General features: G+C 70.6%; 23 protein-coding genes and 2 pseudogenes. 16 read left to right on the top strand and 9 right to left on the bottom strand.

Annotated features, from left to right (window positions below):
• The first annotated feature begins 245 nt into the window (after window positions 1-245).
• The 6 genes from QT196_RS20850 (at window position 246) to QT196_RS20875 (ending at window position 6,110) form a co-directional block, all read left to right on the top strand.
• Window positions 246-554, top strand: coding sequence for a hypothetical protein (locus QT196_RS20850; protein WP_168480518.1), 309 nt, complete (start codon window positions 246-248; stop codon window positions 552-554).
• 206 nt (window positions 555-760) lie between these two features.
• Complete coding sequence (locus QT196_RS20855; RefSeq protein WP_290356688.1) at window positions 761-2,050, top strand: acyl-CoA dehydrogenase family protein; 1,290 nt, start codon at window positions 761-763, stop codon at window positions 2,048-2,050.
• Window positions 2,047-3,192 (top strand): OB-fold domain-containing protein, encoded by a 1,146-nt coding sequence (locus tag QT196_RS20860; RefSeq protein ID WP_290355407.1) that lies wholly within the window; start codon window positions 2,047-2,049, stop codon window positions 3,190-3,192. The genes QT196_RS20855 and QT196_RS20860 overlap by 4 nt, the downstream gene beginning before the upstream one ends.
• A gap of 1 nt (window position 3,193) precedes the next feature.
• On the top strand, window positions 3,194-4,402 hold the full coding sequence (locus QT196_RS20865; protein ID WP_290355408.1) for an acyl-CoA dehydrogenase family protein: 1,209 nt from the start codon (window positions 3,194-3,196) through the stop codon (window positions 4,400-4,402).
• Window positions 4,399-4,944, top strand: a complete 546-nt coding sequence (locus tag QT196_RS20870) for a MaoC family dehydratase (protein ID WP_248001233.1) — start codon at window positions 4,399-4,401, stop codon at window positions 4,942-4,944. Before QT196_RS20865 ends, QT196_RS20870 begins: the two co-directional genes overlap by 4 nt.
• On the top strand, window positions 4,941-6,110 hold the full coding sequence (locus QT196_RS20875; RefSeq protein WP_168480521.1) for a lipid-transfer protein: 1,170 nt from the start codon (window positions 4,941-4,943) through the stop codon (window positions 6,108-6,110). Before QT196_RS20870 ends, QT196_RS20875 begins: the two co-directional genes overlap by 4 nt.
• Window positions 6,111-6,116: 6 nt before the next feature.
• Here the strand turns inward: QT196_RS20875 and QT196_RS20880 are convergent, their stop codons facing one another.
• Window positions 6,117-6,650: a DUF6640 family protein gene (locus QT196_RS20880; protein WP_168480522.1), complete on the bottom strand. Its 534-nt coding sequence runs from the start codon at window positions 6,648-6,650 to the stop codon at window positions 6,117-6,119.
• A 65-nt stretch (window positions 6,651-6,715) separates the two neighbouring features.
• Entirely contained in the window at window positions 6,716-7,201 is a 486-nt protein-coding gene (locus QT196_RS20885) for a luciferase family protein (protein ID WP_168480523.1), read from the bottom strand.
• Window positions 7,202-7,367: 166 nt separating this feature from the next.
• Here QT196_RS20885 and QT196_RS20890 point away from each other — a divergent pair, with 166 nt between their 5' ends.
• From QT196_RS20890 to QT196_RS20900, 3 genes are all read left to right on the top strand, one after another.
• Window positions 7,368-7,751: a helix-turn-helix domain-containing protein gene (locus QT196_RS20890; protein ID WP_168480524.1), complete on the top strand. Its 384-nt coding sequence runs from the start codon at window positions 7,368-7,370 to the stop codon at window positions 7,749-7,751.
• Window positions 7,752-7,918: 167 nt separating this feature from the next.
• On the top strand, window positions 7,919-8,455 hold the full coding sequence (locus tag QT196_RS20895; RefSeq protein ID WP_290355410.1) for a SigE family RNA polymerase sigma factor: 537 nt from the start codon (window positions 7,919-7,921) through the stop codon (window positions 8,453-8,455).
• 102 nt (window positions 8,456-8,557) lie between these two features.
• Window positions 8,558-9,730, top strand: coding sequence for a methyltransferase domain-containing protein (locus QT196_RS20900; RefSeq protein ID WP_290355412.1), 1,173 nt, complete (start codon window positions 8,558-8,560; stop codon window positions 9,728-9,730).
• Here the strand turns inward: QT196_RS20900 and QT196_RS20905 are convergent.
• Window positions 9,681-10,538 carry an AraC family transcriptional regulator gene (locus QT196_RS20905; protein WP_290355414.1) on the bottom strand — a complete coding sequence of 286 codons (858 nt, stop codon included), beginning with the start codon at window positions 10,536-10,538 and terminating at the stop codon, window positions 9,681-9,683. The genes QT196_RS20900 and QT196_RS20905 overlap by 50 nt on opposite strands.
• Before the next feature lie 49 nt (window positions 10,539-10,587).
• Here QT196_RS20905 and QT196_RS20910 point away from each other — a divergent pair, with 49 nt between their 5' ends.
• Window positions 10,588-10,959, top strand: a complete 372-nt coding sequence (locus QT196_RS20910) for a cupin domain-containing protein (protein ID WP_290355416.1) — start codon at window positions 10,588-10,590, stop codon at window positions 10,957-10,959.
• 1 nt (window position 10,960) lies between these two features.
• Here the strand turns inward: QT196_RS20910 and QT196_RS20915 are convergent, their stop codons facing one another.
• Window positions 10,961-11,230 (bottom strand): DUF397 domain-containing protein, encoded by a 270-nt coding sequence (locus tag QT196_RS20915; RefSeq protein ID WP_168480529.1) that lies wholly within the window; start codon window positions 11,228-11,230, stop codon window positions 10,961-10,963.
• Window positions 11,227-12,075 (bottom strand): helix-turn-helix transcriptional regulator, encoded by an 849-nt coding sequence (locus QT196_RS20920; protein ID WP_290356689.1) that lies wholly within the window; start codon window positions 12,073-12,075, stop codon window positions 11,227-11,229. The genes QT196_RS20915 and QT196_RS20920 overlap by 4 nt, the downstream gene beginning before the upstream one ends.
• 111 nt (window positions 12,076-12,186) lie before the next feature.
• On the opposite strand from QT196_RS20920, the gene QT196_RS20925 reads away from it, so the two are divergent.
• From QT196_RS20925 to QT196_RS20935, 3 genes and pseudogenes are all read left to right on the top strand, one after another.
• Window positions 12,187-12,600 carry an ATP-binding protein gene (locus QT196_RS20925; protein ID WP_290355418.1) on the top strand — a complete coding sequence of 138 codons (414 nt, stop codon included), beginning with the start codon at window positions 12,187-12,189 and terminating at the stop codon, window positions 12,598-12,600.
• 312 nt (window positions 12,601-12,912) lie between these two features.
• Window positions 12,913-13,890 carry a helix-turn-helix domain-containing protein gene (locus tag QT196_RS20930; protein ID WP_290355420.1) on the top strand — a complete coding sequence of 326 codons (978 nt, stop codon included), beginning with the start codon at window positions 12,913-12,915 and terminating at the stop codon, window positions 13,888-13,890.
• A gap of 75 nt (window positions 13,891-13,965) precedes the next feature.
• Window positions 13,966-14,305, top strand: a pseudogene (locus QT196_RS20935) (hypothetical protein).
• 56 nt (window positions 14,306-14,361) lie between these two features.
• Here QT196_RS20935 and QT196_RS20940 read toward each other — a convergent pair.
• Window positions 14,362-14,835, bottom strand: coding sequence for an OsmC family protein (locus QT196_RS20940; protein WP_168480531.1), 474 nt, complete (start codon window positions 14,833-14,835; stop codon window positions 14,362-14,364).
• Window positions 14,836-14,936: 101 nt separating this feature from the next.
• Here QT196_RS20940 and QT196_RS20945 point away from each other — a divergent pair, with 101 nt between their 5' ends.
• On the top strand, window positions 14,937-15,497 hold the full coding sequence (locus tag QT196_RS20945; protein ID WP_290356690.1) for a YciI family protein: 561 nt from the start codon (window positions 14,937-14,939) through the stop codon (window positions 15,495-15,497).
• 989 nt (window positions 15,498-16,486) lie between these two features.
• Here QT196_RS20945 and QT196_RS20950 read toward each other — a convergent pair.
• A pseudogene (locus QT196_RS20950) lies at window positions 16,487-16,930 on the bottom strand (response regulator); the annotation flags it as partial.
• Entirely contained in the window at window positions 16,927-21,147 is a 4,221-nt protein-coding gene (locus tag QT196_RS20955) for a HAMP domain-containing protein (protein ID WP_290356691.1), read from the bottom strand. The pseudogene QT196_RS20950 and the gene QT196_RS20955, both read right to left, overlap by 4 nt.
• Window positions 21,148-21,492: 345 nt before the next feature.
• Here QT196_RS20955 and QT196_RS20960 point away from each other — a divergent pair, with 345 nt between their 5' ends.
• Entirely contained in the window at window positions 21,493-23,322 is a 1,830-nt protein-coding gene (locus QT196_RS20960; protein ID WP_248001235.1) for a SpoIIE family protein phosphatase, read from the top strand.
• A 44-nt stretch (window positions 23,323-23,366) separates the two neighbouring features.
• Here QT196_RS20960 and QT196_RS20965 read toward each other — a convergent pair whose 3' ends face one another.
• The gene (locus QT196_RS20965) at window positions 23,367-23,606 is read right to left on the bottom strand and encodes a hypothetical protein (protein WP_168480535.1); all 240 of its coding nucleotides are present in this window, start codon (window positions 23,604-23,606) and stop codon (window positions 23,367-23,369) included.
• A gap of 353 nt (window positions 23,607-23,959) precedes the next feature.
• Between QT196_RS20965 and QT196_RS20970 the strand changes: the two genes are divergently transcribed.
• Entirely contained in the window at window positions 23,960-25,639 is a 1,680-nt protein-coding gene (locus QT196_RS20970) for a long-chain fatty acid--CoA ligase (RefSeq protein WP_290355422.1), read from the top strand.
• Window positions 25,640-25,651: the final 12 nt, after the last annotated feature.

The raw sequence follows: 25,651 nt of genomic DNA on the forward strand, positions 1-25,651 counted from the left end.
CGCCGCGAACGGCCTGCCCGCGAGACCTGGTGTCGCCGCAAGGGTGTGACCGGGGGTACGTGTGTGACAGGGGTTTACGCGGGGTTCCTCATGCTTGCGGGGGAATCGCCGCCTCGCGACGGGTTCGCCGGGGGTTCGTGGGCAAAGCTGAGTTCGCGACGTCGAGACAAGCATCGCGGTGGTCGGCCAACCACCTGATGAGAAAGCGGAGTTCAGTAGTCGTGTTCCGTAGGAGGAGAAGAGACATGGCAAGCACCCGTACCGCCCGCGTCCTCGCCGTTGCCGCCGCACTGCCCTTTGCGGCCACCCTTTTCACCGGCGTCGCGCAGGCCGACAACGGCGGCTACGCGACCAGTGGGTCGAGTTCGGCGGCGACGAGCCAGACGGGGACCGGTGTCGGTGGCGACAACCTCGGCAATTCGACCACCGGCCAGCAGGTCGCCAACGGTGCCGGCGCCTCCAACCAGAACAACACCGCGAGCGTGAACGGCTCCTCCGGTCCCACGGACATCGACCAGACCAACTCCACCGTCACCTTCAACAACTTCGAGTGATCCGGCCCGCTGCGCAGGGGGCGCGGCGGCAGGCCGGTAGGGGAGACGTCAGGGTCGGCACGGAGAGAATGGGCTTCTCCGGGGTTCACTGCGCCGACCTTGACAGCGAGCGGGTTTCTGACGGACAGTCAGAAACCCGCTCGCTCGTTCGTGTGTCCGGACCCAGCGCACCGGGCGTACGGCCACCAGAAGGGGAGGCCGCCGACGTGCACCTCGCCCCCACCGCGCGCCAGGAGCGGCTGCGCGCCGCACTTCGTTCGTACTTCCGGGAGCTGCTGCCGGACGGGCCGGTCGAGGACGCCGCGGCGCAGCGTGCGGTACTGCGCCGGATCGGCGCCGACGGCATGCTGGGCCTGGGCTGGCCGACCGCGTACGGCGGGCAGGGCCGCGGCCCCGACGAGCAGTTCGTCTTCTTCGACGAGGCGTACCGCGCGGGCGCGCCGGTCTCGATGGTCACGCTCAACACCGTCGGCCCGACCCTGATGAAGTACGGCACCCAGCAGCAGAAGGACTACTTCCTGCCGCGCATCCTCAGCGGCGAGCTCGTCTTCGCGATCGGCTATACGGAGCCCGAGGCCGGTACCGACCTCGCCGCCCTCCGCACCCGCGCGGTGAAGCAGCCGGGCGCCGCGGGTGACACCGGGGGCGCCGAGGTCATCGGAAGCGCCGCGGCCATCGGCGCCGCCACCAAGGACGCCGAGGGCATCGACGGCACCACCGACGACGCCGAGGCCGCTAGTGGCACCGCTGAGGCCGCCCACTGGCTGATCAACGGCACCAAGAGCTTCACCAGTAACGCCCACCGGGCCGACTGGATCTGGCTCGCCTGTCGCACCGACCCCGACGCGCCCAAGCACCGGGGGATTTCGATCATCCTGGTGCCGACCGACGCCCCCGGTTTCTCGTGGACGCCGATTGAAACCCTCGGCGGGCTGACGACCACCGCCACGTACTACGACGGCATACGCGTCCCGGCCGGGAACCTCGTAGGGGAGGAGAACGCCGGCTGGCAGCTGATCACCAATCAGCTCAACCATGAGCGCGTCGCGTTGGCCGCCCTCGGTATGCAGGCCGAGGACGCCCTGGACGCGGCGCTGGCCTACGCCCGTACGCCGGACCCGGAGACCGGCGAGCGGCCCGCCGACCGCCCCTGGGCGCGGTCCCGGCTCGCCGAGGCGCACGCCCGGCTGGCCGCCACCCGGCTGCTGAACTGGCGGCTGGTCGACGAGGTCGGTGCCGGGACGCTCAGCCCCGGGGACGCCAGCGGCGTCAAGTTCGCGGGGACGGAGAGCACCGTCGAGGTCTACCGGATGTGCCAGGAGGTGGCCGGTGACGCCGCCCTGGTACGGGCCGGTTCGCCGGGCGTCTTCGGGGACGGGGAGCTGGAGCGGATGAACCGTGCGGCGCAGATCAACACCTTCGGGGGCGGCGTGAGCGAGGTCCAGCGGGAGATCGTCGCGACGATGCGGCTGGGGATGCGGAGGGGGCGGCGATGAGCCCGGTGCAGCTCGCATACGAGCAGCTCAATGCCTATGAGGGCCGGCCGACCTCGGCCCCCGGCGTGGGCAAGGACCTGGTCAATGAGCCGATGATCCGGCACTGGTGCGAGGCCGTGGGCGACGCCAACCCCGCCTACCGGGGGCCGGATGCCGTCGCTCCGCCGACCATGCTTCAGGCCTGGACGATGGGCGGTCTCTCCGGCCACGCGGACCGCTCGGGGGCGTACGACGAGCTGTCCGGGCTGCTGGACGGCGCCGGGTACACCTCGATCGTGGCCACCGACTGCGAGCAGGAGTATCTGCGGCCGCTGCGGCCCGGTGACCGGATCACCTTCGACTCGGTGATCGAGTCGGTGTCGGAGTGCAAGACCACGAAGCTGGGGGTCGGGCACTTCATCACGACGCGGATGGATATCCGGGCGGACGGCGAACCGGCCGGGACGCATCGCTTCCGGGTCCTCAAGTACGCCCCGGCGGCGGGGTTGCCCAAGACGGAGGAGCGGTCTCAAGAGGCGGCCGATCGGTCGTCCAAGACGGACGAGCGGCGCCCCGAGACGGCGGACCTGCCCTCCAAGACGGGCGAGCGGCTCGCGGCACCCCAGCAGCCCCAAGCCCCCCAGCACCCCCGCCCCCGTCGCCCCCGCCCCGTCATCAATCGCGACAACGCCGGCTTCTGGGAGGGCGTTCGTGGGCACCGGCTGCTGATTCAGCGCTGTACGGGCTGCCGGACGCTGCGCTTCCCCTGGTTGCCGGGGTGCAACACCTGTGGGTCACCGGAGTGGGACACCGTCGAGGCGAGCGGCGCGGGGACGGTCTTCTCCTACGTCGTGATGCACCATCCGCCCTTTCCCGCCTTCACGGTGCCCGACGCACCGGCCGACGGGACGGGCCCGTACGGGACGGGCTCGGAGGCGCCCGGCCCGGGCGCGACGGCCCCCGACGCAGCAGGCTCCGGCACGGCGAGTCCCTACGCGGTCGGGTTGATCGAGCTCGCGGAGGGCGTGCGGATGGTCAGCAACATCGTCGGCGTCCCCTACGACAAGGTCCGGATCGGGATGGCGGTACGGCTCGAATTTCTGTGCGCGGATGAGGAGTTGGAGCTTCCGGTCTTCCGGGTGGCCGAGGGGGGTGAGGGGTGAAGTGGACTTCACGCCCACCCCGGAACAGTCGGCGGCCCGTGAGCTGGCCGCGGAGATCTTCGGCGACCTGTCCACACCGGAGCGCCTCGCCGCCGGCGGCAGCGGTACCGACGCCGCCCTGTGGAAGGCGCTGTGTGCGGCCGGCCTACCAGGCGCCGCGGAGGAGACCGGCCTGCTCGGACTCGTCCTGATGCTGGAGGAGCAGGGCCGTACGACGGCGCAGGTGCCGTTCGCCGCGACCTGCGTGTACGGCCTGCTGGCGATCGGCGCTCACGGCAGCGCGGAGCAGCGGGCGCGGCTGCTGCCGCCGCTGCGGACCGGCGAGGCGGTCGCCACCGGCGCCTTCCCGGCGCGACGCGGCGGCGTACGGGCCGAGGGCACGGCGGGCGGGACGGCGGACCCGACGGCTGACCCGACGTCGGACGGGACGCCGAACGGGACGGGGCGGCTGACCGGCGTCGTGCCCGTGGTGCCGTGGTTGTGCGCGGCCAGCCATGTGCTGGTGCCGGACGGTGCCACGCGGACGCTGTGGCTCGTACGCACCGATGCCGCCGGGGTGCGGCGGGACCCCGTCGAGACCACCGCACCGTGGTCGGCGGGCCGCCTCACCCTGGACGGCGCTCCGGCTGAACGGCTGGGCGCGGAAGCCGCTGCCGAACGCCTGGTCCCGGCCCCCAGCGCCCTCCCCCACCCCACCGGGCCCGCCGTCCGCGACGGCTACGCCGACATCCTGGCCCTCGCCCGGACGGCCTTCGCCGGGCTCCAGGCCGGAGTCGCGGCCGGCTCCCTGGCCCGTGCGGTGGCCCACACCACCATCCGCGAGCAGTTCGGCCGCCCGCTCTCCACGAACCAGGGTGTGCTGCTGCGCGCCGCCGACGCCCACATGGACATCGAGGCCATCCGGGTCACGGCCTATGAGGCGGCCTGGCGCCGGGACGCGGGCCTGGACGCCGGACCGCATGCGCTGACCGCCGCCTGGTGGGCATCCGAGGCGGGCACCCGCGTGGTGCACACCGGCCAGCATCTGCACGGCGGCATCGGCGCCGACCTCGACCACCCCGTCCACCGGCACTTCCTCTGGGGCAGACAGCTCGCCGGATACCTCGGCTCTGGCGCCGAAGTCCTGGAGGAACTGGGCGAGTTGCTCACCACGGCGTGCCCGGCGCCTGCCGACCGCCCGACCCCCTCACCCCGGACGGAGGCCCCATGACGACCGGTGCCACGAAACCCGGCGACACCAGACCCGCCGCCCCACACCCCGGCGACGAGCTCCCCGCCCTGACCATCCCCCTGACCCGCACCCTGATCGTCGCCGGAGCGCTCGCCTCCCGCGATTACCAGGACGTCCACCACGACCCCGAGGCGGCCCGCGCAAAAGGCTCTCCGGAGATCTTCATGAACATCCTCACCACCAACGGGCTCGTCGGCCGCTACATCACCGACCACTTCGGCCCGCGCTGCACCCTGCGCAAGGTCGCCATCCGTCTGGGCGCCCCGAACTACCCGGGCGACACCATGGTGTTGCGCGGCACCGTCACCGAAGTGACGGACGGCACGGCGGTGGTGCGGGTCGTCGGCACGAACGGCATCGGCCACCACGTCACCGGCACGGTCACCGTAGCCCTCCCGGATGGCGTCCCGGAGAGCATCCCCGAAGGCGCCCCGGAGGGCATCCTGGAAGGGATCCCCGAAGGCGCCCCCGAACGCGCCCCGGACGCCCTCCCCGAAGACTCCCCGGAGGACAAGGCATGAGCGTCCGCCGCCCCGACTCCCTAGGTGGCCGGGCCGCCATCGCCGGCATCGGCGCGACCGAGTTCTCCAAGGACTCCGGCCGCAGTGAGCTGCAACTGGCCGTCGAGGCGGTACGCGCCGCGCTCGACGACGCCGGGCTGACCCCCGCGGACGTCGACGGGCTGGTCACCTTCACCATGGACACCAACCCGGAGATCACCGTCGCCCAGGCGGCCGGTATCGGCGAGCTCTCGTTCTTCTCCCGGGTCCACTACGGGGGCGGCGCGGCCTGTGCCACCGTCCAGCAGGCGGCTCTCGCGGTCGCCACCGGAATCGCCGAAGTCGTCGTCTGCTACCGGGCGTTCAACGAGCGCTCCGGCCGCCGCTTCGGCTCCGGCGTGCAGCAGCGGGAGCCGTCCGCCGAGGGCGCGGCGCTCGGCTGGAACCTCCCCTTCGGCCTGCTCACCCCGGCCTCCTGGGTCGCCATGGCCGCCCAGCGCTACCTCCACACCTACGGGCTGACCCCGGACGCCTTCGGCCCGGTCGCGGTCACCGACCGCCGCCACGCCGCCCGCAATCCGGCCGCGTACTTCTACGGCAAGCCCATCACCCTCGCCGACCACGCCGCCGCCCGCTGGATCGTCGAACCCCTACGGCTGCTGGACTGCTGCCAGGAGACGGACGGCGCCCAGGCGATCGTGGTCACCTCGCCCGAGCGGGCCCGTACGCTGCCGCACCCACCGGCGCTGATCACGGCCGCGGCACAGGGCGCGGGCCGCGCCCAGGAGCAGATGACCAGCTTCTACCGCGACGGTCTGACCGGCCTCCCCGAGATGACCGTGGTCGCCCGCCAGCTCTGGCGCACCGCCGGCCTCACCCCCGCCGATATCGACGTCGCGATCCTCTACGACCACTTCACCCCGTTCGTGCTGATGCAGCTGGAGGAGTTCGGCTTCTGCGCGCCCGGCGAGGCCTCGGACTTCGTCGCCGCGGACATGCTCCCCCTGAACACCCACGGCGGCCAGCTCGGCGAGGCCTACCTGCACGGGATGAACGGCATCGCCGAGGCCGTCCGCCAGCTCCGCGGCACCTCCGTCAACCAGGCGGGCACCCCCGCGCATGTGCTGGTCACCGCGGGTACCGGCGTGCCGACCTCGGGGCTGGTCCTCGGCGCGGACGCTGCGTGACCGTCGTCATCCGGCGTCCGGGCGGCCCTGCGGCAGCACCGGACGGCCCTGCGGCAGCACCGGACGGCCGGGAGGCGGCGCCGGGCGGCTCAGCGCCACCGCGGCCGCGATGAGGCCGAGCATGACGATCTCGATGACGGCCTGCACGGGCAGCCCCATGACGTGCATGTCCGGTGTGTCGAAGGGGCGGTCGAAGTACGCCGCCCCGGGGTAGAGGATGGCCGCTGCCTGGCTGACCCAGTAGAGGCCGGCGAATCCGGTGGCGGCGTAGAGATTGGTGCGGGTGTCACCGCGGCGGCGCCAGACGAAGTACAGGGTGGCCAGGGCGAGCAATGTGCCCATCGCCATGGTCTGGCCGTTGTGGAACTTGGCATGCGGGGGCCAGAGCGGATTCAGTACGTGGGTTTCGTTCCAGTCGGCGACGTACGGCGAGATCCCGGTGAAGACCGCGACCACAGTGAGCATCGCCTTTCCGGACAATGCCCGGGTCTTGGTGCCCCGCTCGCTGTCGGAGGCGCGGTCGGCGGAGTTGCTGGACATCGGTAAAGCCTTTCCTTTCAAGGGAGTTGGGTGCCTGGGGGTGGGGGGCGGTGCCGCTGCCGGTGTCAGGCCGCGGCGGTGGCGGCCGGTGCCTGACCGGTCGCATAGCGGTAGGAGGCGGCAACGACCTTCTTGGCCACCTCCAGCTCCGCCAAGTCGCGCGGGGCGTAGAGCATGAGGACGTTGATGCCGAGGTGGGAGAGCGGGTGCCGCTCGCCCCACCCGGAGGCGAGGAAGGTGGCGTGGTCGGCCGGGTCCAGGGCCAGGTGCAGGCTGCCGTCGGCGTGCAGATGCGCGAACTCCGAGTCGCCTCGCGGCGGCAGGAGTCGGGCCCCTTCGGCCGGTGCGACAGCGTCGAGGAACACCGCCCAGCTGCTCGGGGCGGAGATCTTGCTGCGGCCCGTGGTGGTGTACGGCAGCGTGGTGGCCATCCACTGGCGCAGTTCTTCCCTGATCGGGGGCGGGCTGGTCTGGGTGAGCTGGAGGTGCGGGACCTCGGGCCCGGTCTCGGGCCGTTCGCCCGCCCGCTCGGGGAGTGCCGGGAAAGTCATGGTGATGCTCCTTCGTAGGGGGCGCGCGCCTGCGCCTCAGGTGGCGGTCGTGCCGGCGGTCCGTCCGGTACCGGCCCGCTCCCTCCACGCTACTTTCCTCGGTATAGTGGTTACCTCCAGGAAAGTGCCCTGCGCCCATGGCGGGCCGGGCGGATCGGGAGGGACCATGACCGGGCCGAACGAGCAGCCATGTCCGATCAATCCGGTGGTGGACCTGCTGTTCAGCCGCTGGACCACACCGATCGTGTGGGTGCTCGAACACCACGGACGGCTGCGCTTCAACGAGTTGCAGCGACTGGTGCCGTCCATCACCCCCAAGGTCCTCACCCAGCGACTGCGTCAGCTGGAGCGCGACGGCCTGGTGGTCCGCACCTACCACGCGGAGATCCCGCCCAGGGTGGAATACGAGATCAGCGAGCTGGGCCGCACTCTGGTACCGGTCTTCCAGACCCTCCACGGCTGGTCGGAGTCGCACCTCCCGCAGGTCATCGCCGCACGCCAGGCGTATGACACCGCGCGGGACGAAGAGGCCGCCTGGGCCGAGGGCTGAGGCGGGGCGGTCCGGAGGACGGCCGTCCGCCGCAGGTCACGTTCTTCTCTGCCCCCTGTCCCCCCTGAGGAGGTGAGGCAGACCCCACCCGTACAACTTCAGGCTGATAGGGCTTCGGCACCTGGGGGCGATCCGTCCACCCCACCCTCGCTCTTAGCGTGGTGCCCATGACCACGCCAGTGTGCACCAGCGCTTCGACCGTCGCTGTGTTCCCGACGTTCTCGTCCTATGTACGGGCCCGGGGGCCGGTCCTGCTGCGCGCCGCGCGGTCGATGTCTCCCAACCCGAACGACGCCGAGGACCTCCTCCAGACGGCGCTGACCAAGACCTATGTGGCCTGGGACCGGATCGAGGACCACCGCGCCCTGGACGGCTACGTCCGCCGCGCGCTGATCAACACCCGTACCTCCCAGTGGCGCAAGCGCAAGGTCGAGGAATTCGCCGTCGACGAGATGCCGGAGCCGGACCCGCTGCCGGCCCCCGACCCGGCCGAACTCCAGAGCCTGCGCGACGCGATGTGGCGCGCCGTGATGCGACTGCCCGCCCGTCAGCGGGCCATGGTCGTCCTCAGGTATTACGAGGACCTGAGCGAGGCCCAGACCGCCGAGATCATGGAGGTCTCGATCGGCACGGTCAAGAGCGCCGTCTCCCGCGCCCTGGCCAAACTCCGGGAAGACCCGGAGCTGGCGATGATCTCGGTCTGATCGGGACACCCGTAACGGCCCGATCGGGCACACTCGGCGCATGCACCCTCCGCGCCCACCGGCCCCGGAGCCGACTCCGCCGCCGAAGCCCGAGCAGGCCCGTTGACTTCGCATTCTCCGGAACCCGAGAACCCTCTGGCCCCTGATGAAGCCCTCGGCGATCTGCTGGACCAGATCGCCGAGCAGCTCGGTTCCCCCGTCCCCGCTCACCTGCAAGCCGCCCTGCGCGCCGTACCCCGCCACCTCTTTCTGCCGCCCACCCTGTGGCTGCGTGACGGGAACGGCGGCCACGAGCCGGCTGACCGGGAGGACGAACCCGACCGCTGGTGGCGCGCGGCATACAGCGACGCCCCCCTGGTCACCCATTTCACGGAGAGCTCCGACGGCGACCGCTTCCCGTCCTCCTCCGCGTCGATGCCCAGCGTGGTCGTACGGATGCTGCGGGCGCTGAGCGCGGAGGCGGGGCACTCGGTGCTGGAGATCGGCACCGGCACCGGGTTCAACGCGGCTTTGCTCGCCTTCCTCTGCGGCCCGGAGAACGTGACCTCGCTCGACGTCGACCCCGAGCTGACGCGCCGCGCACAGCGGGCGCTGAAGGCCTGCGGCCGGCAGCCCGAGGTGGTCTGCGCGGATGGCGCGGGCGGCTGGCAGCCGAACGCCCCCTACGACCGGATCATCGCCACCTGCTCCGTCCGGACCGTGCCGCTCCCGTGGCTGGAGCAGACCGTGACCGGCGGTCTCCTCGTCATCCCGTGGGACACCCCCTGGTGCAACTTCGGGATGCTCCACGCCACCAAGCAGGCGGACGGAACCGCCGAGGGCACGCTCGCCCCCTACGGGTCGTTCATGCTCCTGCGCGCCCAGCAGGTCGACGCCGAGCTACGAGCCGGTATGCCCCCTACGGGTCAGGAGCCCGAGCGGTCCGTGACGGCGGTGTCCCCCTGGGCCGTTGCCGGGAACGACCTCGACGCACAGATGTACATCGGCCTCCGCGTGCCGGGAGCCTGGCACGTGTGGGACACCGAAGTGGACGAGGCCCATACGCGGCTCCGGCTGGCCGACGGCCGGACGTCCAGCTGGGCCTGCGTGGACTACGACGGACGGCAGACGTCGGCCTTCGCCGTGGCCCAGTATGGCGCCAGGAAGCTGTGGGACGAGGTGACGAGGGCGTACGAGGAGTACGTGGCCGCCGGCCGTCCCGGCGTGCACCGGCACCGGCTGCGCCTCATCCCGGACGGCCGGAGCACGCGCCTTGAGGTGAGCGTCCCGGCCTGATCGGCCGGCCCGCGTAGCGCGCCGGGGTCGTGCCCACGTGGCGGGTGAAGTGCCGGTGCAGATGGGCCTGGTCGTGGAAGCCGACGTCTGCCGCGACCTCGGCCGGGCGGTGGCCGTCGAGCAGGAGTCTCCGGGCCCGGTCGATGCGTTTGCCGGTGAGGTAGGCGTGTGGCGGCAGGCCGTAGGTTTGCTTGAAGCAGCGGATCAGGTGGGTGGGGTGGGCGTGCAGGGCGGCGGCCGCCTCCTGGAGGGAGAGGCCGGCCGGCAGCCGGGCGTCCAGCAGCTCGCGCAACGCGGTGGCCAGCCGGTTCGCCTCCCTGCCCGGTGTACGCGGCGGCCGCAGCGCGTCCAGGTGCCCGTGCAGCCGTTCCCGGATGAAGGCCAGCCGGGACTCCGCCTCGAACCCGTCGCCCGCGTGCCCCAGGGCCGTGTGCAGCTGGTGGATGCGGTGGCGCAGCAGCTCGTCGCCGAACACCGGGCCGTCCACCGCCCGGCCGGTCAGCTCCTCGGGCAGTACGGACGCGTCCAGGTAGAGCACGCGCTTGCGGAAGCCGTTCGCGGTGACCGTTCTGCCGTCGTGGGAGACACCTGGCGGCAGCAGGACGACGGTGCCGCTGCCGGTCGCGTCATGACGGTGGCGGTCCAGGGCGAAGTCGACCGCTCCGTCGTTGAGGATCATCAGCGCCCAGGTGTCATGGGTGTGGGACGGATACGCGTGCTCGGTGAAGTGGGCGTGGAAGACCTCGGCGATTCCTGGCACGGACGGGCGCCAGGCGCTGATCGTCGTACGGGGCGGGCCGTCTGTCATGCCAGGAACGTACAAGACCGCCGGATTCCGGTCACGGCAGTCTCAAGGCATGACCAACTCTCCCGTGGCCGTGAATCTCGCCGACAAACTCTCGCAGTTCAGTGACCTGTGGTCGCAGAAGAAGATCGCCGACGTCAATGACTACGAGGTCAAACTCGCCAAACTGAAGGGGGAGTTCGTCTGGCACACGCACGAAGACACCGACGAACTGATCATGGTCGTCAGCGGCCGGCTCACCATCCAGCTCAGGGACGGTGAGGTGACGCTCGGGCCCGGCGAGCTGTACGTGGTGCCGCAAGGTGTCGAGCACTGTCCGGTGGCGGAGGAGGAGACCGCCATCCTTCTCCTCGAACCGGTCGGCACGCTCAACACGGGCGATGCGGGAGGGCCCAGGAGCAAGGCGCCCGAGCCCCTCGCCTGACTCAGCCCTGGTCGGCGGCGTACGCGACGAAGTCGGCCCAGGCGGTCGGCCTGAGGTGCAGTTGCGGCCCGTGGGGGTTCTTGGAGTCGCGGATGTGGATGGTGTCCTGGCAGGCCGCGACTTCGAGGCACTCGTTGCTGTCGCTGTCGCCGCTGTAGCTGCTCTTCTGCCAGGCGACTTCGAGGCATTCGTTGCCGTTGCCCTGGCCGCTGTAGCTGCTCTTGGTCCACTCCAGCTCGGAATCGCCTCCGGCAGAGGGCTTGAGGGTCATGTCTCTCCCAGCACTTTCTCGATGAAGGCCAGCGACTCCCGGGGCGTGAGAGCCTGGGCCCGGATGATGCCATACCGCAGTTCGAGGATCCGGGTCTCTTTCGGGCCGGAGATCAGACGGCTGCTGAACGGGTCATCGGGGCGCCCCACTACTGAACCGTCCCCGAACTTCAGAATCTCGATCTCGCCGCCCATCCCAGCATGGTCGTCGAGGTTCGTCGGCATCACTTGGATCTCGACGTTCCGCAACTTACCAACCTCCAACAGGTGTTCGAGTTGCTGTCGCAGAACCATTGTGCCCCCGATGGGGCGGCGCAGTGTCACTTCTTCCTGGACAAACATGAGCGCCGGGGCGGGAGTCCGGGCGAAGATTGACTGACGAGCCATGCGCGCGCCCACCTCGCGTTCTACTTTGTCTGGCGAGTAGGCAGGGCGTCGCATCTCGAACAGTGCGTGCGCGTACTCCTTCGTCTGCAACAGCCCATGCAGGTTGTGATTGCCGTACGCACCCAGCTCGACGACCTCGGACTCCCACCTCGTCAGGTCTCGAATCCGCTTCGGGTACCGAGCCCGCTCCACGTCCTTCTTCATCGCGGCGATCTTCCCGCCTGCGTCCAAGACCTCATCGGCCTTGTCGAGGAACTCGGGACGCGGGATACGCACACCACGCTCGATCTTGTAGATCAGGTTCTCCCCGTACCCCACGGCCGCCCCGAACTCTGCCGGACGTAGCCCCGCCGCCTCCCGCCACATTTTGAGCTGGCGCCCGACCGCCTCAACGGTCGCCTGGGCGTCGTCTTCCGGGTCGAGTTCCCAACCCCCGTCTTCCGCACCGTCAACATGCATCCACTTCCACCTCCTGGACAGCGGGGACACCTCTGGACAACCCATGGACATCACCATGAGTACTGGCGTCATCACTATCCAGCGTAAGCACGCGCGACCACGCTGAGTGACATGAATCAGGAAATCGCCGAGCACAAGCTCCACTTCCACGTTCAGCTGTCCGCCACCCGCCGGGGCGCACGTCTCGCGCGGCTGCTCGGGACCGAGCAACTCCGGTCCTGGGGAATGCCGTTCGAGGTTCCGGCTCAGGTTCTTGCCGAGCTCGCCGCGAACGCGGCCTCGCACGGGAGGGTGCCGGGGCGGGACTTCCGGCTCGTGATGTCGTCTGACGTGGACACGCTCCGTGTCGAGGTGACCGATGCGCGCGGTGACCGGCATCCGGTGCAACAAGCCATGGGGCTACGGGAATCCGGGCACGGCCTGATCCTTGTCGACGCGTTCGCCGACCGCTGGGGCACCTGTCGGGGGCCGTTCCCCTGCAAAACGGTGTGGGCGGAGTTCGACCTGCCGATGTGGGGCCGATGAGGGGAGGGAGGTCGGCCGCTCGTCAACCGGAGGCCGGAAAACCGGGCGCCGGTGCGCCGAACGCCGGGGTTTCGGCCCGTAAAAGACCCATAACCGCAGGCAGAGAAACCGATCCCACCCAGCCCAGCCCCGCCCCGATGCACCCGCCGTCACTCACTTGGGTGATCCATGACCGGAGGACTGGCTTCCGCAGCCGCCGTGCATGCACTCTCGGCAACAACAACCCCAAAAACCCGCACACATGCGACGGCCCCCGGCCGGGACTGGCATCCCGATCGAGGGCCTGACCAACGAGGAAGACGGACCTTCCCGATGGCTGAAGAGAAGCCTAATGCGCCTGCGCGCGCCCAGTACGTGAATCGCCGATCACCGTCGCCCCACCCGGCCGGCGTCCACCAGGTCACCGAGTTCCAGGACCCCGGCTACACGATCGTCGGCAACCACCTCACCCAGCACCGTTCGCTGTCGGGCCTGGCGATCGGGCTCGCCGCGTACATCCAGTCGCTGCCCGAGGGCGCGCCGGTCGACATCCGGACGCTGGCCAAGCGCTTCCCCGAGGGGCGGGGCCGGATCGCCGCCGCCTTACGGGAATTGGAGGCGCATGGCTACCTGGAGCGGGTCCGGCGGCGTACGGACGACGGGCGGATGGTGACGCTCACGCTCTCGTACAACAACCCGGCAGCCACCCGCGCCCGCCGCGCCCGCGAGTCCGCCGAGCAGGCCAAACGCCGTGCCGCCGTCGCCCCGCCGCCGGCCGCCCCGACGAACGCCTCCCGCACACCCGCACCCGCACCCGCACCGGCCCCCGAGCCTCCCCGCGCACGTACCGAGCCTCCCTGCGCACGTGTCGACCCTCCCCACGCACGACCCGAGCCCCCGCCCCCACCGCCCGAGCCCCGCACCCGCGCACACCACACCCCGGCCGCCGCCCTCCTCGCGAACCTCCGGTACGAGGACCCCCGCCTGCTGCTCTCCGTACGGGATATCCACCGGCTCACCCCGGCCGTCGCCGCCTGGCTGGAACGCGGGGCCTCCCCGGAAGCCGTACGCAACGCCCTGACCACCGGCCTGCCACCCACCCTCCGCCACCCGGCGGCCCTGCTCACCCACCGCCTCACGGAACTGCTCCCGCCGCCCCTCCCGGCCGCATCACCGGCCGCCCCCGCCCCCGCCCGCGCCCGCCCGGCCCCGCTGCAAACCTGCGACGGCTGCGAGCGCGCCTTCCGCGCCCCCACCCCGGGCTGCTGCCGCGACTGCCGCCACCCGGCGAGGGAGCGGGGTGCCGCTTAGCAAGACGCCGAGGACTCCGGCCGGCACGTCGGCAGAAATGCCGACAGAGATCGACAGAGACAAGGAGCGAGCGCCATGACCATGGCCCCCGACGACGCGCGACGGGACGCCCTTCTGTACCAGGCCATGCGGGAGTTCGTTCAGTCCATGGACGACACCCTTCCAGGCCATCGAAGTGGTCTCCCGCTCCAACCCGGACAACGACTGGGTGAGCAAGATGCGCGACTATCCGCTGCTGGGCGTTCCTGTGTACGTGATCTTTGACCCGCGTAGCGGCTCGGGCGCAGTGCTCTCCGACATCCATCCGACGCCGAGCGGCCCCCGTTATGCGACCCGTAAGGAGTTCGTCTACGGCGAGGACGTGACCATCGCGGAGTGGACCATCCCGACGCAGGATCTGCCGCGTTACCCGTAGTGGGCCGCCCCGCGACTGCCGCGGCTGCCGCCACCCGGCGGCAGCCGAGCGCCTCCCTACTGGACCCGGATGACCGGCTCGTGCCGGATGGGGAAGTTCACCGAGCGCGCGATGAAGCACACCGCATGCACGTCACCGTGCAGCGAGCGGGCCGTGTCCACCATCGATGCCTCGGCAACGGTCACCTCGGGGCGGAGCACGACCTCGGTGAGCCGGCCTCCGCCGCCGGTCGCGTCCATGGTCATGACCCCGTGAGCGCGGTCCTCGTAGTCGACGACGGTCACTCCGCCGACCGTGCAGAGGTGGAGGTACCAGAGCATGTGGCACTGGGCCACCGAGGCCACGAGCAGCTCCTCAGGATTCCAGCGGGACGGGTCGCCGCGAAAGGCGGGGTCGGCGGAGGCCGCGATGGGCGGCTTTCCCGTCGCCAGGACTTCATGGGCACGGCTGAAGGAACGGTAAGTATCCGTACCCGAGCCGAGGTTGCCGGTCCATTCGATCGCTACGTCATACGTGTGCGTCTCAGTCATGCGGCCAGGATAGGGAGCGCCGGGCCGCACCAGATCTCCGAACTAGGCGCCTATTCCTGCTTGTTGAGCGAGGAGTGCGCAAGGTGATGAAGACTGTGGGCATGGAATTCTTCTGCTATCACCGGGACCGGACCGATTCCCTGGCGCTGCGTGACGAGCTGCTGGAAGAGCACTGGTCCTATATGGACGGGTACGGGGCGGAGATGATCGCCCGTGGGCCGACCATGGCCGTCGACGGCGAGACGCCCACCGGCAGTGTGCACATCGTCGACCTGCCGGATCCGGCCGCCGCCCGCGCGTTCGCCTTCGACGAGCCCGGCTACCAGGCGGGCGTGTACCGCGACGTGATGTTGCGCCGGTGGCGCAACATTCTCGGGCGCACCATGTGGGACTTCCCTGGTGGCGAGACCGACGGCAACCGGTATCTGGTGCTCGGCCTCGGCGCAGGGAAGGCCGCTGACCTCGACGTGCCGCCCGAGCAGGACGAGTTGATCGCGTACGGGCCGCTGCTGTCCGACGACGGCGCCAGCCGGCTGGGGACGGCGGCGCTGGTGCGGGCGGCGGACCCGGAGACGGCACGCGCCGTCCTGGCCCAGGACCGGTACCGGTACCGGTACACCGATATCGAGGTGCACAACTGGCAGTTCGGCGGACGGTCGTAAGGGACCGGGGTTCCCGGCCCCTGCTTCGCAACGTTCCCGCGTCCGCAGATACTTGGATATTGCGTATCAGTCGACCGAAACGTGAACATCTATTGCCGCGTGCGAGTTTCACAAAATCGTCAAGCCCAATCAAGCTCAAGATCGGTTCGACGGGGTTTCCCTGGGCGCGTATCGGCAGCTACGTTCGTGGGCGGCAAAGAGGGCGCGGTATCTGACCCATACCCGCGCCGCATATGAACGTTGAATCGGGGAAAGTCAATGAAGAGCCTTGTTGCATTCACTGTTCTCTGGGCCGGTGTGGTCGCTGTGGTGAACAGAGCGCTCGATGACGTCACCTGGGCTCAGTATCTGGCGATATTCGCCCTCGGGGGCGTGTACGCCTTTACCGTCAACAAGGTTCGGGGGGTCCGGGGCAAGAGGGCCCAAGAAGGCCCGGAAGCGTAGCGCTCTCGGCGTCACGCGGCAGCGAGCCGAACGGGAAGAGCTGGTTGTGCCGGCGGTGTCCACCGGGCGCCGCCGGCACTGCTGTGCGGCGCGGGGATTCAGGTGCCCCGGCTCACCAGGAGCCTGCCCACCGCCTGTTCCAATTCCGCGATGCGGTCGGCCAGGCGGGCCTTGTCGGTGCCCTGGGCGTCACGCAGGAGGAGTTCGACCTCGGCGAGCTGACCGGCGATCTCGGCCAGCCGGGAGGCGTCGCCGGCCTCGGGGGAAACGGGCGGCGGCGGGGGCTCGGAATGCGCCCGGAATTCCTGGCTTTCGGGGGGTGCGGCGGACTGCCCGGGGGCTCCGGCCTCCCCAGGCGCTACGGCCTCCCCGGCTCCCCCGGCCGCTCCTGATCCCCCGGCTTCCTGGGCCTCCCGGGCGCCTTCGGTTTCCACCGGCGGGTGCGGGGCGGCCGAGGCCGACACCGTCGTCGCGGGCAGTGGTGGGTGCGCGGCACCCGGCGGCGGGGCGGCCGGTGTGCCCTCGCCGCGGGGCTGTTCGTCCGAGGTCAGCAGGCGTTTCAACTGCTCGGCCTGGGCGGCCAGTTGGCGGTTCTTGCGGTGCAGTTCCAGGAAGACGTTCACCTTGGTGCGCAGCAGCCAGGGGTCGAAGGGCTTGATGAGGAAGTCTGCGGCGCCGACCGTGTAGCCGCGATAGGCGTAATTGGGGTCGACCGAGGCACCGGTGAGGAGAATGATCGGGACGTCCTTGGTCTGGTCGAGGCCCTTGATATTGGCGGCGGTCTCGAAACCGTTCATGCCCGGCATCATCACGTCGATGAGCACCACCGCGAATTCCTCGCGGAGCATGGCCTTGAGGGCCTCTTCGCCGGAACGTGCACGGACCACCTTCTGGGTGAGGGAGCTCAGAACGGCCTCCAGCGCGACGAGGTTCTCCTCCATGTCGTCGACGATGAGGATGCTGGGTGAGGTATCGGGTGTGGTCGTCATGATTCCTGCCCCGTCGTTCCCTGGTCGTCCTGGCCGATGCCGACGCTGTCTTCGGAGGCATGGGGGATATCGGGGTCAGCGGGACCGGGGTCACCGGGCTCGGGGTCACCGGTCTCGGGGTGCGGCGACGGCTCACCGTGCTCCGGGTCGAGAAGGCGGCAGATCACGGACAGCAGCCGGTCCACATCGACCGGTTTGGGGATGTAGTCATTGGCCCCGCTCTCGATCGCCTTTTCCCGGTCGCCGGGCATGGCCTTCGCGGTGAGGGCGATCACCGGCAGGTCGGCGAATCGAGGCGCTTGCCGGATCGCCTTGATCATCTCGTAACCATCCATTTCGGGCATCATGATGTCCATCAGCACCAGCGAGACATCCGGTGTCCGGTCGAGGACTTCCAGGCCCTCCCGGCCGTTTTCCGCGTACTTCACGCTGATACCGACCCGGCCCAGTACATGCGTGAGCGCGAAGACATTGCGGATGTCGTCGTCGACGATGAGGATCCGGCGCGCGGCCAGCACCTCGCCGGCGCGTCCGCTGAGCCAGTCCTTGAGGCGGGTGGTTTCGGGCCAGGTGACGGCGGCGCCGTCGGGGGAGCGCTCTCCTGTGGGGGACAAGAGCTCCTGGTCCGCCGCCGGGGTGGGGAAGAGGTCACCGGTCGGTGCGCTCCGCTGAGGTTCGCGCTCGGCCGTGAGCTGTTCGGCCAGGACGGGGTTGGACTGGGCGGTACTGTCCGCGGGGCGGGTGGCGGCGGTGGGGCTCGGGGCGGGGAACGGGCCCGTATAGCGCGCGGGCACGTACAGGGTGAAGGTGGAGCCGACGCCCGGCTCGCTCTCGGCGATGATCCGGCCGCCGAGCAGTGCGGCCATATCGCGGCTGATGGACAGGCCGAGGCCGGTACCGCCGTATTTGCGGTTGGTGGTGCCGTCGGACTGCTGGAACGCCTCGAAGATGCCGTCGAGTTTCTCCGGCGAGATGCCGATGCCGGTGTCCTTGACGGAGAGGGCGATGACATCGTCGGCGGTCCGCAGGGACTCCTCCTCGAAATCCGAGCCCGGTACCCGCTGGACGATGAGTTCCACACTGCCGGAGGAGGTGAACTTCACCGCGTTGGACAGCAGATTGCGCAGGATCTGCTGGAGGCGCTGTTCGTCGGAGAAGAGTTCCTTGGGGACGTTCTCGCCAACCGTGACGTCGAAGGTGAGACCGCGGTCGACGGTGAGCGGCCGGAAGGTGGCGCGGACGTAGTCGAGGAGTTTGATCAGCGGCAGGGTCTTGGGGTGGACGTCCATCCGGCCGGCCTCGATCTTCGACAGATCGAGGATGTCGTTGATGAGCTGGAGCAGGTCGGAGCCCGCGCGGTGGATGGTGACGGCGAACTCCACCTCCTGCGGGGAGAGGCGGCCGTCGGGGTTGTCGGCGAGCAGCCGGGAGAGCACCAGCAGGGAATTCAGCGGGGTGCGCAGTTCGTGCGACATATTCGCCAGGAATTCCGACTTGTATTGCGATGAGGTCGCGAGCAGGGCCGCCTTTTCCTCCAACTCGGCGTTCGTCAGCTGGAGTTCGTCGGAGCGCTGGCGGAGTTCGGCGGTCAGCCGCTGGGATTCCGAAAGGAGGGATTCCGTACGGGAGTTGGCGATGATGGTGTTGATGGAGACGCCGATGGTGTTCACGAACTGGTCGATGAAGGCGAGGTGGACCTCGCTGAACCGGCTGAACGAGGCCAGCTCGATGACACCGAGCACCTGGTCCTCGAAGAGGACGGGCAGGATGACGATGCTGGCCGGGGCCGAGGCGCCGAGTCCGGAGCTGATGGTGATGTAGTCCGGCGGGGCGGCGTCGACGACGATGCGCTTCTTCTCCATGGCGGCCTGGGTGATCAGGCCCCAGCCGGGCGTGCCCAGCCGCAGCCGCGGCAGGGAACGGCGGCCCTCGGGCTGGCCGGTGCCATAACCGGCGATCAGCTCCAGGCCCTCGCCCGGCTCGGCGCCCGCCTCGGCCAGGAAGAACGCGCCGAACTGCGCGTTCACCAGCGGGGTCAGCTCGCGCAGGATCAGGTCCGCGACCTCGACCAGGTCGCGGTGGCCCTGCATCAGGCTGGCGATACGGGCCAGGTTGGACTCCAGCCAGTCCTTGGCGCGGGTGGTCTCGCGGAGGTTGGCGACCATCAGGTTGATGTTGTTCTTCAGGGCGGCGACCTCGCCCTGGGCGTCCACGGTGATCGAGCCGGACATATCGCCCTGGGTGACCGCGCTGGCCACCTCGGCGATCGCCCGCACCTGCGTGGTCAGGTTCAGCGCCAGCTCATTGACGCTGGTGGTGAGCCGCTTCCAGGTGCCGTAGACGCCCTCGACCCGGGCCTGGCCGCCGAGCTGGCCCTCACTGCCGACCTCGCGGGCGACACGGGTGACCTCGGACGAGAACGAGGACAGGGTGTCGACCATCGTGTTGATCGTCGTCTTCAGTTCGAGGATCTCGCCGCGGGCGTCGACGTCGATCTTCTTGGACAGATCGCCCTTCGCGACGGCGGTGGCGACCTGGGCGATGTTGCGGACCTGGGAGGTCAGGTTGTCCGCCATGGAGTTGACGTTGTCGGTGAGGTTCTTCCAGACGCCGGATACGCCGTGGACCTGGGCCCGGCCGCCGAGCCGGCCCTCGGTGCCGACCTCGCGGGCGACGCGGGTGACCTCGTCGGCGAAGGCCCGCAGCTGCTGGACCATCGTGTTGACGGTGTCCTTCAGCTCCAGGACCTCGCCGCGGGCGTCCACATCGATCTTCTTGGACAGGTCGCCGTTGGCCACGGACGTGGTCACCTGGGCGATGTTGCGGACCTGGGACGTCAGGTTGAGCGCCATGGAGTTGACGCTCTCGGTGAGGTCTTTCCAGACCCCGGAGACGCCCCTGACCTGCGCCTGACCGCCCAGGTTGCCTTCGGTGCCGACTTCGCGGGCGACGCGGGTGACCTCGTCGGCGAAGGCGGAGAGCTGGTCGACCATGGTGTTGATCGTCGACTTCAGCTCCAGGATCTCGCCCTTGGCCTCGACAGTGATCGTCTTGCCGAGGTCGCCCTCCGCGACGGCGGTGGCGACCAGGGCGATGTTGCGGACCTGGGACGTCAGGTTGTCCGCCATGAAGTTGACGCTCTCGGTCAGGTCCTTCCAGACGCCGGAGACGCCCCGCACTTGCGCCCGGCCGCCCAGCCGCCCCTCGGTGCCGACCTCGCGGGCGACGCGGGTGACCTCGTCGGCGAAGGCGGAGAGCTGGTCGACCATGGTGTTGATCGTCGACTTCAGCTGCAGGATCTCGCCCCGGGCGTCCACGGTGATCTTCTGGCTCAGGTCGCCGTTGGCCACCGCCGTGGTCACCTGGGCGATGTTGCGGACCTGCCAGGTCAGGTTGGACGCCATGAAGTTCACGTTGTCGGTGAGGTCTTTCCAGACCCCGGAGACGCCCCTGACCTGCGCCCGGCCGCCCAGCTGGCCTTCGGTGCCGACCTCGCGGGCGACGCGGGTGACCTCGTCGGCGAAGGCCCGCAGCTGGTCCACCATCTTGTTGACGGTGAGCTTCAGCTCCAGCAGCTCGCCGGTCGCCTCGACCGTCACCTGCTGGGTCAGGTCGCCGGTGGCCACCGCGGTGGTCACCACGGCGATGTCCCGGACCTGCGCCGTCAGCCGGGACGCCATGGTGTTGACCGCCTCGGTCACATGCAGCCAGTCGCCGGACAGCCCCTGGACCTTGGCCCGGCCGCCCAGCCGGCCCTCGGTGCCGACCTCGCGGGCGACCCGGGTGACCTCGCCGGTGAACAGCGACAGCTGGTCGACCATCCGGTTGACGCCGTTGCCCAGGCGGCGCAGATCGCCGCGGAGCTGGCGGTTGCCGTCGTGCAGATCGACCCGCTGGGTCAGATCGCCGTCGGCCACCGCGTCCAGCACCCGGGTGGCCTTGGCGAGCGGGACCACCAGCGCCTCCAGCACGGTGTTGGCCGCCACGATGTTCGTCGTCCAGGTCCCCTGGCCGGGGCTCGCGGAGATCCGCTCGTCCAGCCGGCCCTGCCGGATGATCTCGCCGCGGACGCGCTGGAGCTCGGAGGCGAGATGGGCGTTGCGGGCGATGATCTGGTTGAAGACGCCGGCCATGTCGGCCAGCACCCCATCGGTGGAGCCGCCGGCCGGCGGGCTCTCCACACGCGTGGTGAAGTCCCCGTCGCGCACCGCGTTCATCGCCGCGAGCAGCGGCCGCAGCTCACTCGTGCGTACCCACTGGCCGTCGGGCGGGGGCGCGGCGGGCGGCACGGGCCGGACATGCGCGGCGGTCCCGGGCTGCTCGGGCGGCGGCTCGGACGGTTCGGAGGGTTTGGCGGGCGGAGCGGGCTCGGGAGGCTCGGGCCGGGCGGGGTCGAGCGCCATGGCACACCATCCCCCAGTGATCGAAGCGGGGAAATCCCATCGGGCAGAGTGATCCATTTAGGCAGGTATGACATAGTATAAAGCGCTCGTAATCACTTTTTCCCGGCATATCCAGGGGGCGCAGTGGTACCGCTGTCCTCCCCGCACACGACGGAATCCGTGTCCCGGAAAGGCCTGCCCGCGAACCAGCTCGCGGCCGCCGGCGCACGCAAATTCGTGCGCGCGCTGCTCACCGAACGGGCCGCCGCACCACCCGCCACCGCAGGGCCCGGCTCGGCAGCGATCAACGCGGAACTCATCCACGACGCCGTCCTGCTCACCAGCGAGCTGGTCACCAATGCCGTGATGTACGCCGGTACCGAGATCGACGTGACCTGCCGGCTGGAGCACGACCAGGACCCCGCCGAGGGCGACGGGGAACGCCGCCGGGCCAGGCTGGGCCTGGTCATGGAGGTCTCCGACCGCCATCCGGCCCGGCGCGTACGGGGCGGGGTGGACGCCCGCACCGGCGAGCCGGGATACGGCCTCCAGCTGGTGAGCGCACTGGCGGAATCGTGGGGCGTGACCTACCGCAAGTCGGTGAAGACCGTGTGGTTCCGGCTGGAGGCCACCGAGGGCCAACCCGGCACGATCGGCTCCGTGCCGCGGCCCGAGACGCGGGCCGTCGCGCCGCCGGACCAGCCCGTCGCCCAGCCCGCCGCCCAGCGCCGCCGTCCGCACGGCTACGCCGCCGAGTGGGCCGACCGCGGCGGCCCGTCCTTCCTCGCCGAGACCAGCGAACTGCTGGCCGGGCAACTCGACCAGGACATGGTCACCGCGCTCGCCGCCCAGCTGCTGGTGCCCCGGCTCGCCGACTGGTGCGCGATCTGGCTGACCACCGACAGCGGCACGATGCAGCTCTCCCGGGTCTGGCACGTCGATGAGCGGCGGATCGCGCCGCTCCGCGCCGACCTGGAGCTGGACCCGCCGGCCGACCTCATCCGCACCGCCGGGACCCCCTGGCCCTGGCCGGAATGCGCCGGCGCGACCTCCTCGGGCGGGTCCGCGCTGGCCTTCCCGCTGGTCGCCCGGGACACCGACCAGGGCATGCTGCTGCTCGGCCGGGCGGGACACCTCCAGATGACCGACACCGTGGTGCGGATGGTCGAGGATGTGGCGCGCCGGGTCGCGCAGGCCGTGTTCACCGCCCGGAAGTACACCCGGCAGACCACGATCAGCCTGGCGCTCCAGCGGCGGCAGCTGCCCGCGACGCTCGCCAGCATCCCCGGCGTCGACACGGCGATCGTCTACGAGCCGCACGGCGAGGGCCAGACCGTCGGCGGCGACTTCTACGACGTCTTCCCGATGGGCGACCGGCGCTGGTGCTTCCTGCTCGGCGACGTCCAGGGCAAGGACCCGGAGGCGATGTCCGTCACCGGCCTGGCCCGCCATCTGGTGCGGCTGCTGGCCCGCGAGGGGCACGGCGTCGAGTCGGTGCTCGACAGGCTGAATCTGGCCATGGCCGAGGAGAGCGCGGAGGCGGTGGAGCTCGGCGGCGAACAGGCCAGCTCCCGCTTTCTGAGCCTGCTGTACGGCGAGCTGGAGGTCGATCCGGGCACCCCCGGGGCCCGCTGTACGGTCGCCACCGCCGGCCATCCGCCGCCGCTGCACATGTTCGTCGACGGCAGGGTCGAGGCGGCCTCCGACCCCCAGATGCTGCTCGGCATCGACGAGGGCACCGAATTCCGGGCCAGCTCCTTCGCCCTCGCCCCGGGCGAGACGCTGCTGTGTGTGACCGACGGGGTCACCGAACGCCGCTGCGGCAACTGGCAGCTGGACGACAACGACGGCCTGATCGAGGTACTGCGGGACGGGACGGGGCTGGGCGCCAAGGCCCTCGCCGAGCATGTCCGGCGCGCCGCCCACGACTTCGGCACCGGCCCGGTCGAGGACGATCTGTCGGTGCTGGTCCTCCAGGCGGTGACCCCGGTGGCCGATCGGCGCCCGTGAGCGGCCGGCCGGCCCGCCGGTGGCCGGCGGTCAGCGCCGCGGCCTCACCGCCCGCCGCCCGCCTGGGTGGCCACCGGCCGTCCGCCACCGGAGATCACGCCGCCGCCCAGCCCGGCGACGGTGCCCAACTGCCCGCCGAACAGCGGGCGGCCGAGGGAGGGGCCGTCGACGGAGGCCCGCGGGGCCGGGGCGGCCGAGGGTGCCGCCTGAGCGGTGCCGCAGGCCAGGACACCGACACCGCCCAGGGCGGCAACGACGAGGCAACGACCGAGGTGGGGGCGCATAAGACGCTCCTGTCAGAAGAGGAACCGGGAAATCCGGACGCTCGTCAGCGTGCTGCTCCGTCCGGACACCGCACAAGCAACGTGCCGTAAGGGCCATCCCTCCGGGTGAACGGCGGCTGCCCGCCCTTTGACCTGGGGGAACGGGGGTGGGGGCGGCCGGGCGGGGCGGCGGCGCCGGAAAACTGCCGGGCGGGGTGGCGCGGCCCGCGGCGGCCCGCCCCGTGCCCCGCCCCGCTCCCGGCCATATGCCGCCATGAGCGGGCAAGAACACACCGCTGGGGGCGTGACATACCAAGCGGTATGCGTCGACAATCTCAGCACCATTACCCGCCCGTACACAGCGGAGGCACCCGGTGCTCAGCACGATGCAGGACGTACCGCTCACCGTCTCGCGAATCCTGACCCACGGGTCGACGGTTCACGGTGAATCGCAGGTCATCACCTGGACCGAGGGGGACCCGCACCGGCGCAGCTTCGCCGAGATCGGCCGCCGGGCCGCCCAGCTCGCCCATGCGCTGCGCGACGAGCTGTCGGTGGCCGGCGAGGAACGGGTCGGCACGCTCATGTGGAACAACGCGGAACACATGGAGGCCTATCTCGCGATCCCCTCCATGGGGGCGGTGCTGCACACCCTCAATCTGCGGCTGCCCGACGAACAGCTGGTGTGGATCATCAACCACGCCGAGGACCGCGTCGTACTCGTCAACGGCACCCTGCTCCCGCTGCTCGCCCCGCTGCTCCCGCAGCTGCCGAAGCTCCGTCACATCGTCGTCGCGGGCCCCGGCGACCGCTCGGTCCTCGACGGCGCGCAGGCCCGGGTGCACGACTACGAAGAGCTGATCGCCGACCGCCCGGAGAGCTACGCCTGGCCGGAGACCGACGAGCGGGAGGCCGCGGCGCTCTGCTACACCTCCGGCACCACCGGCGACCCCAAGGGCGTCCTCTACAGCCACCGTTCGCTCTACCTGCACTCGATGCAGGTCAACACCGCCGAGGCGTTCGCGCTCAGCTCCCGCGACATCACCCTGCCGGTCGTGCCGATGTTCCACGTCAACGCCTGGGGCCTGCCGCACGCCGCGTTCATGGCCGGTGCCTCGCTGCTGATGCCGGACCGCTTCCTCCAGCCCGCGCCGCTCGCCGAGATGATCGAGACCGTCCGGCCCACCATCGGCGCCGCCGTCCCCACCATCTGGCAGGGCCTGCTCGCCGAACTGGACTCACGACAGCGCGGTGGGGGTACCTCCCGGCCGGAGGCTGGGGGAGTGGCCTGTCTGCGGACGGTCGTCATCGGCGGCTCCGCCTGCCCGCCCGCCCTGATGCGCGGCTTCGAGGAGCGGCACGGCATCCGCGTCGTGCACGCCTGGGGCATGACCGAGACCTCCCCGCTCGGCAGCGTCGCCCACCCGCCGGCCGGCGTCAGCGGCGACGAGGAGTGGACCTACCGCGCCACCCAGGGCCGCTTCCCCGCCTCCGTCGAGGCCCGGCTGATCGGCCCCGACGGCGAGCAGCTGCCCTGGGACGGCCGGGCCGCGGGCGAACTGGAGATCCGCGGGCCGTGGATCGCGGGCGCCTACTACGGCGGCGCACAGGGCGACCCGCTGCGCCCCGAGGACAAGTTCAGCCCCGACGGCTGGCTGCGCACCGGCGACGTCGGCACCATCACCCCGAACGGCTACCTCACGCTGACCGACCGCGCCAAGGACGTCATCAAGTCCGGCGGCGAATGGATCTCCTCGGTCGAGCTGGAGAACCATCTGATGGCGCACCCGCATGTCGTCGAGGCCGCGGTGGTCGCCGTCCCGGACGACAAGTGGGGCGAGCGGCCGCTGGCGACGGTGGTGCTCAACGACGGCGCGACCATCGGCTACGAGGAGCTGAAGGCGTTCCTCGGCGAGCGGATCGCGCGCTGGCAGCTGCCGGAGCGGTGGGCGGTGATCCCGGCGGTGCCCAAGACGAGCGTGGGCAAGTTCGACAAGAAGGTGCTGCGCAGGCAGTACGCGGAGGGCGAGCTGGACGTGACGCTGCTGGCGTAGACGCCCATGCGG

Origin of the sequence: Streptomyces sp. P9-2B-2 (assembly GCF_030406865.1) — a bacterium.
Classification (GTDB): Bacteria; Actinomycetota; Actinomycetes; order Streptomycetales; family Streptomycetaceae; genus Streptomyces; species Streptomyces platensis.